This window comes from Mesorhizobium sp. 01N446, assembly GCF_056399285.1.
Window position 1 is genome coordinate 166,369 of sequence record NZ_JBFTRA010000001.1, and the last position, 17,890, is coordinate 184,258.

The 17,890-nt window shown below is 62.4% G+C and carries 16 protein-coding genes and 1 other RNA gene; 10 read left to right on the forward strand and 7 right to left on the reverse strand.

Features of this window, described 5'->3' with window-relative positions; translation table 11 throughout:
* Positions 1 to 15 precede the first annotated feature (15 nt).
* On the reverse strand, positions 16 to 1,839 hold the full coding sequence (locus AC1DPX_RS00770; protein WP_477233903.1) for a DNA polymerase III subunit gamma/tau: 1,824 nt from the start codon (positions 1,837 to 1,839) through the stop codon (positions 16 to 18).
* Between the two features lie 104 nt (positions 1,840 to 1,943).
* Positions 1,944 to 2,040: signal recognition particle sRNA small type (gene ffs, locus AC1DPX_RS00775), an RNA gene on the reverse strand.
* Between the two features lie 144 nt (positions 2,041 to 2,184).
* Here ffs and AC1DPX_RS00780 point away from each other — a divergent pair.
* The 3 genes from AC1DPX_RS00780 to AC1DPX_RS00790 all read left to right on the forward strand — a co-directional run bounded on the left by AC1DPX_RS00780 (position 2,185) and on the right by AC1DPX_RS00790 (position 3,956).
* Positions 2,185 to 2,604, forward strand: coding sequence for an HIT family protein (locus AC1DPX_RS00780; protein WP_199645468.1), 420 nt, complete (start codon positions 2,185 to 2,187; stop codon positions 2,602 to 2,604).
* A 70-nt stretch (positions 2,605 to 2,674) separates the two neighbouring features.
* Complete coding sequence (gene nudC / locus AC1DPX_RS00785) at positions 2,675 to 3,619, forward strand: NAD(+) diphosphatase (RefSeq protein WP_477233905.1); 945 nt, start codon at positions 2,675 to 2,677, stop codon at positions 3,617 to 3,619.
* 31 nt (positions 3,620 to 3,650) lie between these two features.
* Positions 3,651 to 3,956 carry a Dabb family protein gene (locus AC1DPX_RS00790; RefSeq protein ID WP_477233907.1) on the forward strand — a complete coding sequence of 102 codons (306 nt, stop codon included), beginning with the start codon at positions 3,651 to 3,653 and terminating at the stop codon, positions 3,954 to 3,956.
* A gap of 514 nt (positions 3,957 to 4,470) precedes the next feature.
* Here the strand turns inward: AC1DPX_RS00790 and AC1DPX_RS00795 are convergent.
* Entirely contained in the window at positions 4,471 to 5,334 is an 864-nt protein-coding gene (locus tag AC1DPX_RS00795; RefSeq protein ID WP_064984594.1) for a prephenate dehydratase, read from the reverse strand.
* Between the two features lie 39 nt (positions 5,335 to 5,373).
* A complete protein-coding gene (locus AC1DPX_RS00800; RefSeq protein WP_477233909.1) occupies positions 5,374 to 6,102 on the reverse strand; it encodes a 3-deoxy-manno-octulosonate cytidylyltransferase in 729 nt (242 codons plus the stop codon).
* 193 nt (positions 6,103 to 6,295) lie between these two features.
* On the opposite strand from AC1DPX_RS00800, the gene AC1DPX_RS00805 reads away from it, so the two are divergent.
* The 7 genes from AC1DPX_RS00805 to AC1DPX_RS00835 all read left to right on the forward strand — a co-directional run bounded on the left by AC1DPX_RS00805 (position 6,296) and on the right by AC1DPX_RS00835 (position 15,749).
* A complete protein-coding gene (locus AC1DPX_RS00805; protein ID WP_202356370.1) occupies positions 6,296 to 6,952 on the forward strand; it encodes a c-type cytochrome in 657 nt (218 codons plus the stop codon).
* Positions 6,953 to 7,119: 167 nt separating this feature from the next.
* Positions 7,120 to 8,997 carry an extracellular solute-binding protein gene (locus tag AC1DPX_RS00810; RefSeq protein WP_477233911.1) on the forward strand — a complete coding sequence of 626 codons (1,878 nt, stop codon included), beginning with the start codon at positions 7,120 to 7,122 and terminating at the stop codon, positions 8,995 to 8,997.
* Positions 8,998 to 9,011: 14 nt separating this feature from the next.
* The gene (locus AC1DPX_RS00815) at positions 9,012 to 10,880 is read left to right on the forward strand and encodes an extracellular solute-binding protein (RefSeq protein WP_477233913.1); all 1,869 of its coding nucleotides are present in this window, start codon (positions 9,012 to 9,014) and stop codon (positions 10,878 to 10,880) included.
* 30 nt (positions 10,881 to 10,910) lie between these two features.
* A complete protein-coding gene (locus AC1DPX_RS00820; RefSeq protein WP_477233915.1) occupies positions 10,911 to 12,005 on the forward strand; it encodes a microcin C ABC transporter permease YejB in 1,095 nt (364 codons plus the stop codon).
* Positions 12,005 to 13,150, forward strand: coding sequence for an ABC transporter permease (locus AC1DPX_RS00825; protein ID WP_477233918.1), 1,146 nt, complete (start codon positions 12,005 to 12,007; stop codon positions 13,148 to 13,150). Before AC1DPX_RS00820 ends, AC1DPX_RS00825 begins: the two co-directional genes overlap by 1 nt.
* Entirely contained in the window at positions 13,147 to 14,778 is a 1,632-nt protein-coding gene (locus tag AC1DPX_RS00830; protein ID WP_477233920.1) for an ABC transporter ATP-binding protein, read from the forward strand. The genes AC1DPX_RS00825 and AC1DPX_RS00830 overlap by 4 nt, the downstream gene beginning before the upstream one ends.
* Positions 14,779 to 14,807: 29 nt before the next feature.
* On the forward strand, positions 14,808 to 15,749 hold the full coding sequence (locus AC1DPX_RS00835; protein ID WP_477233922.1) for a 2-hydroxyacid dehydrogenase: 942 nt from the start codon (positions 14,808 to 14,810) through the stop codon (positions 15,747 to 15,749).
* Between the two features lie 9 nt (positions 15,750 to 15,758).
* Here AC1DPX_RS00835 and AC1DPX_RS00840 read toward each other — a convergent pair whose 3' ends face one another.
* The 3 genes from AC1DPX_RS00840 to AC1DPX_RS00850 all read right to left on the reverse strand — a co-directional run bounded on the left by AC1DPX_RS00840 (position 15,759) and on the right by AC1DPX_RS00850 (position 17,757).
* The gene (locus tag AC1DPX_RS00840; RefSeq protein ID WP_477233924.1) at positions 15,759 to 16,286 is read right to left on the reverse strand and encodes a P-loop NTPase family protein; all 528 of its coding nucleotides are present in this window, start codon (positions 16,284 to 16,286) and stop codon (positions 15,759 to 15,761) included.
* A gap of 65 nt (positions 16,287 to 16,351) precedes the next feature.
* Complete coding sequence (locus AC1DPX_RS00845; protein WP_477235712.1) at positions 16,352 to 16,834, reverse strand: hypothetical protein; 483 nt, start codon at positions 16,832 to 16,834, stop codon at positions 16,352 to 16,354.
* Between the two features lie 5 nt (positions 16,835 to 16,839).
* Positions 16,840 to 17,757 carry a methyltransferase domain-containing protein gene (locus AC1DPX_RS00850; RefSeq protein WP_477233926.1) on the reverse strand — a complete coding sequence of 306 codons (918 nt, stop codon included), beginning with the start codon at positions 17,755 to 17,757 and terminating at the stop codon, positions 16,840 to 16,842.
* Between the last annotated feature and the right edge of the window lie 133 nt (positions 17,758 to 17,890).

The window sequence follows — 17,890 nt, forward strand, 5'->3', positions numbered from 1 at the left end:
CCTTGTCTTGGTTTATCAGGTCTCGTCATCATCCGCCGGCGGCTCGACCGGCACTTCGGCCTCGGTCGTGTCCACCTCCGGCGCGTCGGGAATGCGCACGTCGATGATCTTGGCGCCGGGAAAGCGCGCCAGAATGGCGGCAACGGTCGGATCGCTCTTGGCATCGAGGAAGGCGTTTTCGCGCTTGGTCGATTCCATCTCGGCCAGCGTCTGGCCGCCCTCTTCCTTCGATAGCGACACCAGCCAGTTGCGGCCGGTCCAGGCGCGCAGTTTGGTCGTCAGATCGTTGAGCAGCAGCTTCGGCGCATCCTCGGTCAGGCTGACGTCGATGCGGCCCGGCTCGAAGCGCACCGGGCGGATGCAGCGCTTGACCAGCACCTTGAAGGCGATGTCGCGCTGCGCATCGGCCAGGGCGACAATGTCGGCCAGCGACCTGACCGGCACATGCTGCGGTTCGGACAACGGCGCGGGCGGCGCGACGAAGGCGGCCGGCGCGGGCGTGGCCTCGACCAGCCGCATGGTCTGCGCGCCACCGGACCCGGATGGCATGCGCGCCTGCGCCACCGCGCTCGTCCCGCCGCCATTGCCGTTGCCGGAACCAGCGGGCGCGCCATTCGGTCGCGACGCACTATTTTGAACTGTTGCCGCCCCGTCCAGCGATCGCAGTGCTTCGTCCAGCGTCGGCAGGTCGGCGGCATGCGCCAGCCGGATCAGCACCATTTCGGCGGCACTGACCGGCCGGTTGGAGGACTGCACCTCGGGAATGCCCTTGAGCAGCATCTGCCAGGTCCGCGACAGCACGCGGACCGAGAGCGCCCTGGCAAAATCGGCGCCGCGCTGGCGCTCGTCCTGCGACAGCGATGCATCGTCCATGGCGGTCGGCACGAAACGCAGCCGGGTGACGAGGTGGTTGAATTCGGCAAGATCGGTGAGCACCGCGGCCGGATCGGCACCGGTGTCGTATTGGGTGCGGAATTCGGCGAGTGCCGCCGCCACGTCGCCCTTCATCACATGTTCGAACAGATCGACGATGCGGGCGCGGTCGGCCAGGCCCAGCATGGCCCGCACGGCTTCGGCGCTGACGGCGCCGGCGCCGTGCGCGATCGCCTGGTCGAGGATGGAGAGCGAATCGCGGGCCGAGCCTTCGGCCGCGCGGGCGATCATCGCCAGTGCGTCGTCGTCGACCGAAATGCCTTCCTTGCCGGCGATCGAGGACAGATGCGCGACCAGCGCGCCTGCATCGATGCGCCTGAGATCAAAGCGCTGGCAGCGCGACAGGACGGTGATCGGAACCTTGCGGATTTCGGTGGTGGCGAAAATGAATTTGACGTGCGGCGGCGGCTCTTCCAGCGTTTTCAGCAAACCGTTGAAGGCCTGCGTCGACAGCATGTGCACTTCGTCGATGATGTAGACCTTGTAGCGGGCCGAGACCGGTGCGTAGCGCACGCGTTCGATAATGTCCCTGATGTCGTCGATGCCGGTGTGCGAGGCGGCGTCCATTTCGATGACGTCGACATGGCGGCCTTCCATTATCGCCTGGCAATGCTCGCCGAGGACGGCGAGATCGACCGAGGGCTGGTCGACGGTCGATGTCTTGTAGTTCAGCGCCCGCGCCAGGATGCGCGCCGTGGTGGTCTTGCCGACACCGCGCACGCCGGTCAGCATCCAGGCCTGGGCAATGCGGCCGGCGGCAAAGGCGTTGGTGAGGGTGCGCACCATCGGCTCCTGGCCGACCAGCTCGGAAAAATTTGACGGACGGTATTTGCGCGCCAGCACGCGGTAGGCGGCGGCCTTTCCATTCTCCGGGCTTTTCGGCCCCGAATTTCCGGCTTCGCTCATTCGCCCGTTAAGCTCCAAAAGGCCGCGCCCAAAGGCGCCGATTCCTGCGCATAGTCTCGCCCGCGCTGCAATGCGTCGTCAATGTCGCGAGGAGGGCCGATGAGGTGGGAGGCTGGAACAATGACCCGTTCCGGGCTCGTTAGGGCTGCTTCCTTCCGGACCTGACCCGGTTGGCGAGTGGATCGTCCACCACCAACCTCCCGCTGTCCATATCGGCAATTGCGCGACGAAATGCAAGTGCGCAGGCAAATCGGCGCGATCACACGAGAGATTCGCTTGCAGCCCCGATGCAGCCGCTCTAGCGTTCATGGTTTGAGGAAACCAAGAAAAGCAAGGGAAACGCCGATGCTGCCGGGCCTGAAGGCCGGATTCACGCTGGATGCCCGGCTGGAGGCGGACAGCGAGCAGTTGATGTGGCTTGGGCTGTGCGAATTGCGGGTGATGAACGATCGCCGCTGGCCATGGCTGCTTCTGGTGCCGCAGCGGCCGGGCGCGGAAGAAATCCACGACATGACGCCGCTCGACCAGGCGATGCTGACCTTCGAGACCAATATGGTGGCGCAGGCGCTGAAGAAAGTGAGCGGCTGCACCAAGATCAACACCGGCGCTCTCGGCAATATCGTGCGCCAATTGCATATCCATATCGTCGCACGGTCCGAAGGCGACCCCGGCTGGCCCGGTCCGGTGTGGGGGTATGGCTTGCGCGAGCCGTATCAACCTTCCGATCTGCGCCGGTTTGCCGAAACGATAAGGGCGGCGCTATAAGCCTTCCCCGGTGTTTATTCCAAAACACGTTCATTCCCAGACATGTCCATCCCAAAGCATCAGAGTCCGTATGAGCTTCCGCCTGTTTGACGCGCCTTTGCGCGAGCCGAGCCAATTCGTCGGCTTTGCCGGCAACACGATCGATCGGCAATCCGAGAACCGCGCCGACGATTCGGTCGAAAGGGCGCTGGCGGATCCGAGGACGCGGCTGCTTTTGATGAATGGCGGCCGGCTCCACCTGAAGCTTGGAACAACGGGCGATCTCGATCCCTGGTTCGAGGCCGCCGGGAGCGAGCCGTTCAAGCCTTCCTTTGCCGGCGCTGTGCTGCTCGGCTTTTCCGAACGGGGGCCGGTGCTGGCGATGCCGGTCGCAATCGAGGCCGAACAACTGCCCGAGACCGTCAAGGCGATCGACTACCGCTCGGTCTACATGCAAGGGCTGATCGACGAAGCGGCCGCCGGCGCGATGGCGCAAGGGGCTGCCCTGCTCGCCTGGCACGCCAGCCATCGTTTCTGCAGCAAATGCGGCACGCAGTCCGAAATGCGGGCCGGCGGCTACAAGCGCCACTGCCCGAATTGCGGCACCGAGCATTTCCCGCGCACCGACCCGGTGGCGATCATGCTGACGGCCACGCGCGAGAAATGCCTGCTCGGGCGCGGCCGGCACTTCGCGCCGGGCATGTATTCCGCACTTGCCGGTTTCATCGAGCCGGGCGAGACGATTGAGGCCGCTGTGCGCCGCGAAACGCTGGAGGAGGCCGGCATCCGGCTTGGCCGCGTCGTCTACCATGCCAGCCAGCCCTGGCCGTTCCCCTATTCGCTGATGATCGGCTGCTTCGGCGAACCGCTCAATGAGGACATCCAGGCCGATCTCAACGAGTTGGAGGACTGCCGCTGGTTCGGCCGCGACGAGGTGCGCCTGATGCTGGCCAGGGAGCATGCCGGCAATCTGATCACGCCGCCGAAAGGGGCGATCGCGCATCACCTCATCCGCGCCTGGGTCGACAGCGAATAGCCAATACTCAAAGTCATTGCAGGAGAGACAAATGATCCGTCACACCGTCGTCTTCACGCTGAAGCACCCGCCGCACTCGCTGGAGGAAAAGCGCTTCCTCGTCGACGCCAAGAAGATCCTCACAGGGATCAGGGGCGTCACGCATTTCGAACAGCTGCGGCAGATCAGCCCCAAGAACGACTATCAGTTCGGCTTCTCGATGGAGTTTGCCGACCAGGCCGCCTACACCAGATACAACGACCATCCCGACCATGTCGCCTTCGTGCGCGATCGCTGGGTGCCGGAAGTCGAGAAGTTTCTTGAGATTGACTATGTGCCGCTGACCCTGCTCGTTTAGCTAACGGGGCACCGTACCGTTGTCTTAGATACCCTGTTTTCGGAGACGACGATCGATGGGGCAGAATTGCAGGCACTATATAGATGCTTTTGGTGCCAGTTCGATGCGAAGGTGATACCCGATATGACTCTGACGATTACGTGGTCGCTTTTGTATTTTGGTGTTAGTTTATTCCAGACGAACTACGTGCGCGCTGACTACACAGAGGACCCCCGATACAAGGCCTGCATGAGCAATGAATCCTCTTCGCGCTGCATTTGCATAATTGATGCCTCCGACGCCCTTGAGGACAATAACAAGATACTTGATATATACCTTAGTTCACAGGACGCAAAAACATCCGCCAAGAAGATAATCGATTTAATCGACAGCAATGAATACAACTATCATGTTTTCAATTCCAGAAAAGACAGATCCGAATTTGTAAGAGGGAAGGTTGCCCTTTTTCTGAGCGAAATCAAGAGGAAGTGCGAGTAGAATGGATCTTTATCTATCTCTTCCGATATCTTAATCTTTAATCAGCCACCTTCCACTGCTCGCGCGACTCGCTGGCCGGATAGACGCCCAGGATCCGCACTTCGCGGGAGAAGAAGCGAAGCTCGTCCAGCGCCAGCTTGACCAGCGGATCGTCGGGATGACCCTCGATGTCGGCGTAGAACAGCGTCGCCGTGAAGGCGCCGAGCTGGTAGCTCTCCAGCTTGGTCATGTTGATGCCGTTGGTGGCGAAGCCACCCATCGCCTTGTAGAGCGCAGCCGGCACGTTGCGGACGCGGAAGATGAAGGTGGTCATCATCTTGGTGTCAGCTGACGGGCGCTCGGCCCATTGCTTGCTTTTGGTCAGGACGACGAAACGGGTGACGTTGGAATCGGTGTCCTCGACATTTTCCTCGATGATGTCGAGCCCGTAGAGCGTCGCCGCCAGCGCCGGCGACAGCGCGGCCATGGTGCGATCCTTGACCTCGGAGATCATCTTGGCCGCACCCGCCGTATCGCCGGCGACGACCGCCTTCCAGCCGTTCTTGCGAATGTATTTGCGGCACTGGCCAAGCGCGTGGATGTGGCTGTGCACGGTCTTTATCTCGTCGCGCTTGACGCCGGGCAGCACCATCAACTGGAAATGGATCGGCAGGAAATACTCGCCGACGATGTGCATCCGCGATTCCGGCAGGAGATGATGGATGTCGGCGACGCGTCCGGCGATGGTGTTCTCGATCGGGATCATGGCGAGGTCGGCCTTGCCGGTCTCGACCGCGTTGAAGGCATCCTCGAAGGTCGGGCACGGCAACGGCTCCATCGAGGGATAGACGTTGCGGCAGGCGGTGTCGGAATTGGCGCCCGGCTCGCCCTGGAAGGATATTCTGTTGGTCTTTTCAGGCATGGGCCAGGTCTCGATTCACGGGTGTCGAAGGGGGATTTCTCAGTTCGAAAGGATTGTCCGGGCGCGCTCGAGGTCTTCCGGCGTGTCGACGCCGAGCGGCAGCGCCCGGACGATCTCGGCATCGATGCGCATGCCGGCTTCCAGCGCCCGCAGCTGCTCCAGCCGCTCGCGGCGCTCCAGCGGCGACGGTTTCAGCGCGACGAAGCGTTCGAGGGCGGCACGGCGATAGGCGTAGAGGCCGACATGGTGATAGAGCGGCCCCTCGCCCCAAGGCGCTGTGGCGCGCGTGAAATAGAGCGCCTTCAGCCGCGTCGCCGACAGCGGCGAGCCGACGATCTTGACGACGTTGGAACTGGTCTTTTCCTCTTCGCGCACGATCTCGACGCCGAGCGTGGCGATATCCACGGCGGCGTCCTCGAACGGCCTGAGCGCGGCGGCGATGATGCCGGGGTCGATGGTCGGCAGGTCGCCCTGCACATTGACGACCGTTTCGACCTTGCGCCCGGGATCAAGCGCAACCAGTGCCTCGTGGATGCGATCTGAACCCGACTCGTGGTCGATGCGCGTCATCACGGCCTCGAAACCATGCGTGCGCACCGCTTCGGCGACGCTTTGCGTATCGGTCGCCACCACCACGCGACCGAGGCCGGCTTCGGCCGCGCGGCGGGCGACATGGACGATCATCGGCGCGCCGGCGATGTCGGCCAGCGGCTTGCCCGGCAGGCGGGTGGAGGCCATGCGGGCCGGTATCAGGATCAAGGTGGACATCGCTGTGGCAAGGCGTTCGAAAAGAGGAGGGTAAAAGTGGCAAAAGGTCTCACTGGCAGCGCCCTTATAGGTGTTGCAACGCCGGAGCAAAAGACCTAGTTTCCGCCCGATTTGACCGGCTCTGGAGGGCAGGTCTCGATACCGACGGACGGAGTGGACGGTTCGGTCCGCCGGAAAAGGGAGCAAGGGGCGTATGGATTCCAACGAAGTCAACAAACTGCTCGCCGGATTGCTCGGAACCGTTTTCGTCGTTTTCTCGGTCGGCCTGGTGTCTGACGCGCTGTTTGCCTCGCCGGCTCCTGAAAAGCCCGGTTTCGCCATCGAGGCTGCTGAGCCCGCCGAAGGCGGCGCGGCCGCGCCCGCCGCCGAATCCAAGCCGATCGCCGATCTGCTGCAGACCGCCAATGTCGAGGCGGGTGCTGCCGTCTTCAAGAAATGCCAGGCTTGCCATTCCGGCGAAAAGGGCGGCCCCAACAAGGTCGGCCCCGACCTGTGGGATCTCGTCGATCGTCCTGTCGCCGAACATGAAGGCTTCGCCTATTCGGCCGGCATGAAGGAATTCTCCAAGGGCGGCACCGAGAAGTGGACCTACGACAACATAAACCACTTCATCACCTCGCCGAAGAAGTTCGTGAAGGGCACGGCCATGGGCTTCGCCGGCCTGCCCAAGGACGAGGACCGCGCCAACGTCATCGCCTATCTGCGCACGCTGTCGGACAATCCCAAGCCGCTGCCGGCACCGGGCGCCGCAGCCGACGCCAGCGCGCCCGCCAAGCCGGCTGATGGCGCCGCACCGGCCAAGCCTGCCGCGCCCGCGGCTCCGGCAGCACCAGCCGCGCCGGCCAAATAACCGAATTGTCATCAAAGCGTTCATAGAAAAGCCGGGTTCAGCCCGGCTTTTTTGTTGGGAAATGCCGGATGCGGCGACAAAGCCGCTGCATTGCGGTTTCCACGCGCGCCAAATCATCTAGGATCGCCTTCTGGATGATCTGGCACGCATCGCGAAGAGGATAGTGCATGACGGTTGGCCGAACGCTTCTCAAGTCGCTGCTGGCGGCGGCCCTTCTGGCGGCGGGACTGCAGACGACCCTGGCCGACGAGTGGCGGACCACCTCATCGCTGATCGGCCAATCCAAATATGGCGATAACTTCCAGCATTACGACTACGTCAACCCGAACGCGCCCAAGGGCGGGACGCTGAATTCTGTGCTGCTTGGCACCTTCGACAGCTTCAATCCCTACATCGTGCAGGGATCGCCAGCGGCGGGCCTCGTCGGCTTCGGCGGTGGCCTGCTCTACGATACGCTGATGGAGCAGGCGACGGACGAGGGCAGCACCAGCCACCCGCTGATCGCCGATGCCTACAAATATCCCGCCGACTATTCCTCGGCGACCTACCGTCTCGATCCACGCGCGAAATGGCATGATGGCCAGCCGATCACCGTCGACGACGTGATCTGGTCGTTCCAGGTGTTGAAGGCGAACAGCCCGCAATACAGCCGCTATTTCGAGAATGTCACTGACGCGGTAGCGATCTCCGACCGCGAGGTCGAATTCCACTTCAACCAGAAGGGCAATCGGGAACTGCCGAAGATCATCGGAGACCTCGCCGTGCTGCCGAAACACTGGTGGGAAGGCACCGATGCCAGCGGCAAGAAGCGCGACGTCACCAAGCCGACGTTGGAAATTCCGCTGGGTTCAGCGGCCTACAAGATCGCCAGCTTTAAGGCGGGCTCGGAAATCGTCTGGCAGCGCGTGCCGGACTATTGGGCGGCCAAGCTGCCGGTGAAGATCGGCCGCGAGAATTTCGACACGCGCCGATACACCTACATCCTCGACGACAATGCCGCCTGGCTGGCCTTCACCAAGGGAGGATTGGAAGACATCAACCGCGAGTACAGCTCCCGCAAATGGGCGACGGCCTATAATTTCCCGGCCGTCCAGGCCGGTGACGTCATCAAGAAGGACTTCCAGACTCAGTCGCCACAGCCAATGCAGGGCTTTGTCCTCAACCAGCGAAGGCCGCTGTTCCAGGACCGGCTGGTTCGCGAGGCATTGACCATACCCTTCGATTTCGAGAGCATGAATCGCACCTTGTTCTTCGGCTTCAACACCCGCACATCGAGCTATTTCCAGGGTACCGAACTGGCGTCGAGCGGTCTGCCGCAAGGCAAGGAATTGGATATCCTCGAGAAATATCGCGACAAGCTGCCACCCGAACTCTTCACGCAGGAGTTCAAGCTGCCGGTCTACGATTCGCCACAAGCCGAGCGAAAGTACTTGAAACAGGCGGTCGATCTCTTCGCCAAGGCGGGTTGGGTGATTAGAGGCGGCAAGATGGTCAACGCCAAGACGGGCGCCCAGTTCAAATTCGAGATCCTCGGCTGGAATGATACCGATCAGGTGATCGCCAGTCCCTATATCGCCAATCTGCGCAAGATCGGCGTCGACGCTTCCCTGCGTATCATCGACCAGACGCAGTACATCAACCGCGTCAACAACTTCGATTTCGATGTTGTCACGGGCCTGTTCGGCCAGTCGGATTCGCCTGGCAACGAGCAGCGCGACTTCTGGAGCTCGAAGGCCGCCGACTCGCCCGGCTCGCGCAATCTGATGGGCATCAAGGATCCCATCGTCGATGCACTGGTCGACCGCATCATCTTCGCCACCGACCGCGACGATCTCGTTGCCGCCACACATGCGCTCGACAGGGTTCTTCTATGGAACTTCTACGTCGTGCCGCAGTATTATCGGTCGGCGGTCTGGTTGGCCTATTGGGACAAGTTCAAATTCCCCGACAAGCAGCCTGCCTATGTTGGTGCCGATATCGATTCTTGGTGGATTGACCTCGACAGGGAGAAGGCACTGGCCGCCAAATACAAGGGCGGCAATTGATGGGGCGGCAATTGATGGCGATGCTGCCCCGTCGCGATTTTCTCGCCCTCGGCGCGGCTGCCGCTGCCAGCGCGCTGCTGCCGGGCAGAGCCTTCGCCGACATTGCGACCGGCGTGAAATTGCATGGGCTCTCCGCCTTCGGCGACCTCAAATACAAACCGGATTTTGCGCATTTCGACTATGTCAATCCGGACGCGCCCAAGGGCGGCCAGATGAATTTCACGCCGCCCAGCGCAACCCTCAACCAGAGTTTCCTGACCTTCAACACCCTGAATTTCCTGGTGTTGAAGGGGGAGGCGCCGCCGCGCGCCGAACTCTGTTTCGATTCCCTGATGACAAGCGCGCTCGATGAACCGGATGCGGTCTACGGCTTGCTGGCCGAGTCCGTCACCTTGTCGGCGGACCGCAATGGTTTCCGCTTCGTGCTTCGGCCGCAGGCGCGCTTCCATGACGGCTCGCCGCTGACCGCCGAAGACGTTGTCTTCGCGTTGAAGCTCTACAAGGACAAGGGCCACCCCAACCTCTCCAAGGCATTGCGGTACATGACCGACGCGGTCGCGGCCGATCCCGTCACCCTTGACCTGACCTTCAATGGCGAACAGTMGGCGCAAAACATCCTGGCGGTCGTGGGCATGCCGGTCGTGTCCAAGGCCTTTTATGCGGCCAATGAGTTCGATGCCTCGACCATGACACCGCCGCTTGGCTCGGGGCCCTACAAGATTGGACGCGTGGTCGCCGGACAGGCCGTCGAATATGAGCGCGTCGCCGACTATTGGGGCCGCGATCTCCCGGTGAATCGCGGCCAGTACAATTTCGACCGCATCCGCATCGACTTCTATCTCGACCGGCAGGCGGCATTCGAGGCCTTCAAGAAAGGCGATACGCATTTTCGCGAGGAATTCACCTCGCGCGTATGGGCGACCGGATATGATTTTCCGGCGTTGAACGAGGGCAAGGTCGTCAAACGGGAATTTCCCGGCGAGAAGACGCCCGACATGCAGGGCGTCGCGCTGAACCAGCGCCGTCCGCAATTCCGCGATGAGCGCGTGCGACAGGCGATCGCCAACTGCTTCGATTTCGAATGGATGAAGCGCGCGCTGTTTTACGGCTCTTACGAGCGCTCGCAATCGAACTTCGAACGGTCGGACTACAAGGCCGAGGGCCTGCCCTCGCCAGGGGAATTGGCCCTGCTGGAGCCATTACGCGCCGATGTGCCGCCACAGGTCTTTGGCGAAGCGGTAACGCTGCCTCTCTCGGACGGTTCAGGTCATGACCGCAAGCTGCTGAGCGCGGCTTCGAAACTGCTTGCCGAAGCCGGCTGGAAACGCACGGGCAGTTTCGTCGTCAACGACAAGGGCGAAAGGCTGCGGGTGGAAATGCTGGCGGAGGACGATGGCATCGTTCGCATTTTCACCCCGTGGTCCGAAAACATGAAGGCGATCGGGATCGATGCTTCGATCCGGCAGGTCGATTCGGCGCAATATGAACAGCGGCAGAGTGATTTCGATTTCGACCTCAACCTCCTGCACTGGTCGATCGGCGCAACACCCACGGCCGACAGCCTGGAGATGCTCTACGATTCGCGGATGGCGAACACGCCGGGGCAGCGCAATTATCCGGGCACACAAAGCAAGGCCATCGACGCGCTGATCGTCGCGGCCGGCAAGGCGCGCAGCCGAACAGACCTCGTCACCGCGCTCAGAGCGCTCGACCGGGTCTTGCGCGCGCGGCTAGACTGGATTCCAACATACTATCTGGCGAATCACCGCGTTGCCTATTGGGACATGTTCGGCTTTGTCGAGCAAAAGCCCGATTTCGGCTTTCCGGTCGAGACGCTGTGGTGGTTCGATAAGGGCAAGGCGGCAAAAATTGGCAAAGGCTGAGATATCGGTCCGCAGAAGGCAGGAAGCCTGATGGGCGCCTATATACTGCGCCGCATCCTTTTGATGATCCCGACCCTGTTCGGCATCATGGCGATCTCCTTCGCCGTCATCCAGTTCGCGCCGGGCGGCCCGGTCGAGCAGGTGATCGCCAAGCTGACCAATCAGGGCGGCAGCGACCGCCTCGGTGGTGGCGGCGGCGATGCGGGCGCCTCCAATTTCGACGTCGCCGGCGACGTCAGCTCGAAATACCGCGGCGCGCAGGGCCTCGATCCGGAATTCATCAAGAAGCTGGAGAAGCAGTTCGGTTTCGACAAGCCGCCGCTCGAGCGCTTCGGCATGATGCTGTGGAACTATATCAGGTTCGATTTCGGCAACAGCTACTTCCGCGATATCTCGGTGCTCGACCTGATCCTGGAAAAGATGCCGGTGTCGATTTCGATCGGGCTCTGGATCACGCTGTTGTCCTATCTGATTTCCATCCCGCTCGGCATCCGCAAGGCGGTGAAGGACGGCACGCCTTTCGACGTCTGGACCAGCGGCGTCGTCATCGTCGGCTATGCCATTCCGGGCTTCCTGTTCGGCATCATGCTGATGGTGCTGTTCGCCGGCGGATCCTTCTGGGACTGGTTCCCGCTGCGCGGCATCGTCTCGGACAATTGGGACCAGTTGTCCTGGCCGGGCAAGATCGCCGACTATTTCTGGCACATGACCCTGCCGCTGACGGCGCTGGTGCTGTCGGCCTTCGCCACGACGACGCTTTTGACCAAGAACTCGTTCCTGGAGGAGATCCGCAAGCAGTATGTGGTGACGGCGCGCGCCAAGGGCCTGTCGGAGCGGCAGGTGCTCTACGGCCATGTCTTCCGCAATGCCATGCTGATCGTCATTGCCGGCTTTCCCGGCGCCTTCATCTCGGCCTTCTTCACCGGTTCGCTGCTGATCGAGAACATCTTTTCGCTCGATGGCCTCGGCCTGCTCGGCTTCCGGTCGGTGGTCGAGCGCGACTATCCGGTGGTCTTCGCCAACCTTTACATCTTCTCGCTTCTCGGCCTGTTCGTCGGATTGCTGTCCGACCTCATCTACACCTGGGTCGATCCGCGCATCGATTTCGAGCGGAGAGACGTCTGATGTCGGAGGCAAGCGTTACTGCCAGCGTGGTGCCGGCGCGGATGCCGCGGCCGTTCCTGTCGCCGCTCAACAAGCGCCGCCTGCAGAATTTCAAGGCCAACCGGCGCGGCTACTGGTCGTTGTGGATTTTCCTCGTCCTGTTCGTGCTGTCGCTGTTTGCCGAATTCATCGCCAACGACAAGCCGATCATCGCCTCCTACAAGGGCGAGATCCTGTTTCCGGTGCTGGTCGCCTACCCCGAGGAAAAGTTCGGCGGCTTCTATGCCGTCACCGATTACCGCGACCCGGTGATCCAGGACGAGATCAACGCCAATGGCTGGATGATCTGGCCGCCGATCCGCTATTCCTACCAGACCGTCAACAACGCCATTCCGGAGGCGGCGCCCGCCAAACCGTCCTGGCAGTATGACGCCGCGAAGCGCTGCAACCAGTATCCGCAAGGCGCCGCCGACCCGGCCTGCATCGTCGGCAACTGGAACTGGCTCGGCACCGACGACCAGGCGCGCGATGTGCTGGCGCGCGTCATCTACGGCTTCCGCATCTCGGTGCTGTTCGGGCTGATCCTGACCGCCGGCTCGGCGCTGATCGGCGTCGGCGCCGGCGCCTTGCAGGGCTATTTCGGCGGCTGGACGGACCTGCTGTTCCAGCGCTTCATCGAAATCTGGTCGGCGATCCCGGTGCTCTATCTGCTGCTCATCGTCGCCRCCATCCTGCCGCCGGGCTTCTTCATCCTGCTCGGGCTGATGCTGCTGTTTTCCTGGGTGGCGCTGGTCGGCGTGGTGCGGGCCGAGTTCCTGCGCGCCCGCAATTTCGAATATGTCAACGCAGCCCGCGCGCTCGGCGTGCCCAACCGCACCATCATGTTCCGGCATTTGTTGCCCAACGCCATGGTGGCGACATTGACCTTCATGCCGTTCCTGCTCTCGGGTTCGATCTCGACGCTGACCTCGCTCGATTATCTGGGCTTCGGCCTGCCGCCAGGATCCGCCTCGCTCGGTGAATTGCTGAAGCAGGCACAGCGCAACCTCAATGCGCCGTGGCTCGGCATTTCCGGCTTCGTCGTCATCTCGCTGATGTTGTCGCTGCTGGTCTTCGTCGGCGAGGCGACGCGCGACGCCTTCGATCCGCGCAAGACGTTCAAATGAGCGAAGCGCCTTTGCTCAGCGTCCAGGACCTCAGTGTCGCCTTCAGCCAGGGCGGCGGCCAGTCCGTCGCCGTCGACCACATCTCCTTCGATATCGCCAAGGGCGAGACAGTGGCGCTGGTCGGCGAGTCCGGCTCCGGCAAGTCGGTCTCCGCGCTGTCAGTTTTGAAACTCCTGCCCTACCCCAGCGCCAGCCATCCCTCCGGGAAAATCCTGTTCGAGGGCGCCGACCTGCTGGCGATGAGCGAGAAGCAGTTGCGACAGGTGCGCGGCAACAAGATCACCATGATCTTCCAGGAGCCGATGACCTCGCTCAATCCGCTGCACACGATCGAACATCAGATCGTCGAGATCCTGAAGCTGCATCAGGGCATGGCCGACCGCGCGGCCAAGGCGCGCACGCTGGCCCTGCTCAACGAGGTCGGCATCCGCGACCCGCAGAAGCGGCTCGATGCCTATCCGCACCAGCTGTCCGGCGGCCAGCGCCAGCGCGTCATGATCGCCATGGCGCTCGCCAACGAACCGGAACTGTTGATCGCCGACGAGCCTACGACGGCCCTCGACGTCACCGTGCAGGCGCAGATCCTCGAACTGCTGGCGGGCCTCAAGAGCCGCAAGGGCATGTCGATGCTGTTCATCACCCATGATCTGGGCATCGTGCGCAAGATCGCCGACCGGGTCTGCGTGATGACCAAGGGCAAGATCGTCGAGACCGGACCGACCAAGGAGATCTTCGCCAACCCGCAGCACCCCTATACGCGGCATCTGCTGGCGGCCGAACCGAAAGGCAAGCCGCCGGCCGCCAACGCCGACGCCAAGCCGGTCATGACCGGCAAGGACATCAAGGTCTGGTTCCCGATCAAGCAGGGCTTCTTCCGCCGCACGGTCGACCATGTGAAGGCGGTCGACGGCATCGATGTCACCGTGCGCGCCGGCCAGACGCTGGGCGTGGTCGGCGAGTCCGGTTCCGGCAAGACGACGCTCGGCCTGGCGCTGGCGCGCATGATCTCGTCGACGGGAACCATCCAGTTCAACGGCCGCGACATCAACCAGCTCACCTTCAACGCCATGCGGCCGCTCCGGCGCGAATTGCAGATCGTCTTCCAGGATCCGTTCGGTTCGCTCAGCCCGCGCATGTCGATCGCCGAGATCATCGAGGAAGGACTAAAGATCCACGAGCCGAAGCTGTCGCCCGATGAACGCGACGACAAGGTTGCCGACGTGCTGAAGGAGGTCGGCCTCGATCCGGCGACCCGCAACCGCTATCCGCACGAGTTTTCCGGCGGCCAGCGCCAGCGTGTGGCGATCGCCCGCGCCATGGTGCTCAACCCGCGCTTCGTCATGCTCGACGAGCCGACATCGGCGCTCGACATGAGCGTGCAGGCGCAGGTCGTCGACCTCTTGCGCAATCTGCAGGCCAAGCACGACCTCGCTTATCTCTTCATCAGCCATGACCTCAAGGTCATCCGGGCGCTTGCCAATGACGTCATCGTCATGCGCAATGGCCAGATCGTCGAAGCCGGCCCCTCCCAGCAGATTTTTGAAAATCCGCAAACCGACTATACTCGGGCACTGATCTCGGCCGCCTTCAAGATAGAGACGGCGCCGGTCGGCATCGTCAGCGAGTAATTTGCGTAAGAGGGATTAGACGAACCGCGATGGAAAAAGGCCGCATCCTGCTTGCCGTCACCGGCTTTCATCCGCAGCGCTGGCGCGAGCTGCTGTCGGCCGAGCGCGAGGTGGTGCTGGAGCCGGACGGCGCCAAGGATCCGTCGATCACCTATGCGGTGGTGTGGAAGCAGAAGCCCAATTTGTTGTCGTCGCTGCCCAATCTGCGCGCCATCTTCTCGATCGGCGCCGGTGTCGACCATATCTTCGCCGATCCCGGCCTGCCCGACGTGCCGATCGTCAAGGTCGTCGCCGACAACCTCACGCAATACATGACCGAATATGTCGTCTGGCGGGTGCTCGATCATCATCGCCAGGGTCTGCTCTACCGGCAGCAGCAGCAAAAAAAGATCTGGCACGAGCCGCAGCAGCGGCCGGCCGGCGACATATCCGTCGGCATTATGGGCCTCGGCAATCTCGGCCGCTCCGCGGCCTCGGTGCTGCTGTCGCTCGGCTTCGCGGTCAATGGCTGGTCGCGCTCCGAGCGGCCGATGCAAGGGGTGGCGACCTATTCCGGCGAAGCCGGGTTGATCCCCTTCCTCAAGGCGACCGACATCCTTGTCGTGCTTCTGCCGCTGACGCCGGACACGCAAGGCATCATCAATTACGGTGTGCTCAAGGAATTGCGCAAGCGCAACGGCCTCGGCGGTTCGGTGCTGATCAATGCCGGACGCGGCCGCCTGCAGAAGGATGCCGACATCGTGCGGGCGCTGGACGACGGCACGCTGAAGGAGGCGAGCCTCGACGTGTTCGAGGTCGAGCCGCTGCCGAAGACCAGCCCGCTGTGGAACCATCCGAAAGTGTTCGTGACGCCGCACGCGGCTGCGACCTCGGATCCCATGCACCTGGTGCCGTCGATGCTGCGCCAGATGGACGCTTTCGAGCGTGGCGAAAAGCTCGAGAACCTGGTGGATCGCAAGGCCGGATACTGACCAGGAATCCTATCTGGCCAGATCCCACTGCCTGAAGCACTGCTTGATTGCTCTCACCGAGGACAGCTGCAGCTTGGGCAGGTCGAGCTCCTCGAACATCGCCTGGTATCTGTGGCGGTTCTTCGGCGTGGTCACGGCAATATGGTGGATCATGTCCCATTTGACGCTGTCGCGCCCGCCCTCCAGGGCTCCGCGTCTGTTCTTCTCGAACCAGCTTCGCCTGAAGTAACGCAGCAAGCTTGCCGGCGTGGAGATGTCCAGCAGGATCACTCCCGTCGCCCGCCGGACACGTTGCGGCATGCAGATCGAGTAATTTCCGTCCATCACCCAGCGCTCGCCGGCGATCGCGGCGTCATGCAAGGCGATGAATTCGGCCTTTGGACGCGGCTGCCAGTCGGTGTTGGGCAGATGATGAAGCAGATCGAGGTGAACGGGCTCCAGGCCACCCTTGCGGGCAATCGCGTCGGCGAGCGTCGACTTGCCGCTGTTGGACGGCCCCAGGATGCAGATGCGGTCGCCAAGGTCCGAGAGTTTCATCCGACAGTGCCCTTATGCGGATGCAGAACGCCGTCCACGACGAATTGCCGACTTATAGCGTGTCCTCAACTGGGCAAAGCGAACTTCTTCTTCTGATTGTCCGGTTTGCCGCAGTCGCGGCGCGCGATCGACCGGTTCATGGCGTCGATCTCGCCCGCCGCCTTGTCGCTGTCGCGCTTGGCCTTGGAGCGCAGGTCGGGCGTGAACGGACCGAAACCCATGGCGGGATTGGAGAAGGTCGGCTTCGCGGTCACCGGAAGGCTGTATTGCTGCGCCAAGCCATTGCGCTGCGCCAGCAACTGATCACACGGCACGGTGTCGTATTGCAGGGAGGATTCTACGTTGGCGTCCTGCCGCTCGGACATCGAATTGCCGACGCAGCCGGCCGTTGCCAGGCAAGATGCCAAGATCATCATGTTCCAGCGCATCCGATATGCTCCTCCTCCTGTCCCGCCCTGATGCGACCAGATCGCAAATATCAGTGGCGCACGCAAATCGGACTTTTTCGCAGCAGGCCGTGGCAGCACTACCGCAAGATGATCCTGCACACGCTTCAAATGGCGTGAGGCTTCCACGCCACAACGCCCAGCCCTTTGACAGGCTCGCGGCGATCCTGCCGGATGGTGGTCGGCTCCAGCGCCAGGATCGTAAGCCCTTTGGCCTCGAGTGTCCGCCTGACATAGAATTCCGAATGGGCGTAACGCCGCGAGGTCTGCAGCCCGAAATCACCGTCGCCCGCCAGGGTCTCGACGGAGAAGGCAAACAGGCCACCCTCGGCGAGCAGTCCGACAATGGTGCCCATCAGACCATCGAGCGCGCCGATGTAGATCAGGACATCGGCCGATGTCACCAGATCGGGTTTTTCGCCTTGGTGGGAAAATCGCTGCAGATCCGCTTTTGTCAGCGTGTCGTAGATGCCTTTCGACCGTGCCTTCTTCAGCATCCTGGCCGAGATATCGACCCCTTCCAGGCGGTCGACAATCGGCCTCAACCTCTCGCCCATCAGCCCGGTGCCGCAGCCCAGATCGAGCGCCATGCGGAAGCGGCCCGGCTTTGCCTTGCGAATTATGTGCTCGAGGAATTCGGGCAACCGGTAATCGAGCTTGCCGACCAGCATCTCCTCGAACGTCTCGGCATAGTGGTCGAACAGCGCTTCGACAAAGGCGCTGGGTGGGGCTGCGGCAACCGCACCCTTGCCGATCAGCTGCAATTTGAGGGCCGCGCCCTGGCGATCGGCCGGATCGAGTTTCACCGACATCGCCCAGGCCTGCGCCGCCAGGTCGAGCCTGCCGGAAGCCTCCTGAATTTCGCCGAGGCGGAACCAGCCCATTGCCCATTCCGGCGCCAGCTCCAATGCGCCGAGCAGCAGCTCGGCCGCCGCCGTGGAATCGCCGGAGGCAAACAGCATCTCGGCATAGTCGGCACGGCGATCGGCGTTCAAATCGCCTGATGAGGTCTGGAGCGGCTTCATGATGATGGTTCCGCCGGCGGAGGCCGGACCGCCACCTCTGTAGAGCAAAGGATGCGGAAGCTGAACCGAATTGAGCGTCCTTTGCCCAGGAGAGTCAGCAGTCTGCGACCACAGGCTTCCCGCGGCGGAATTA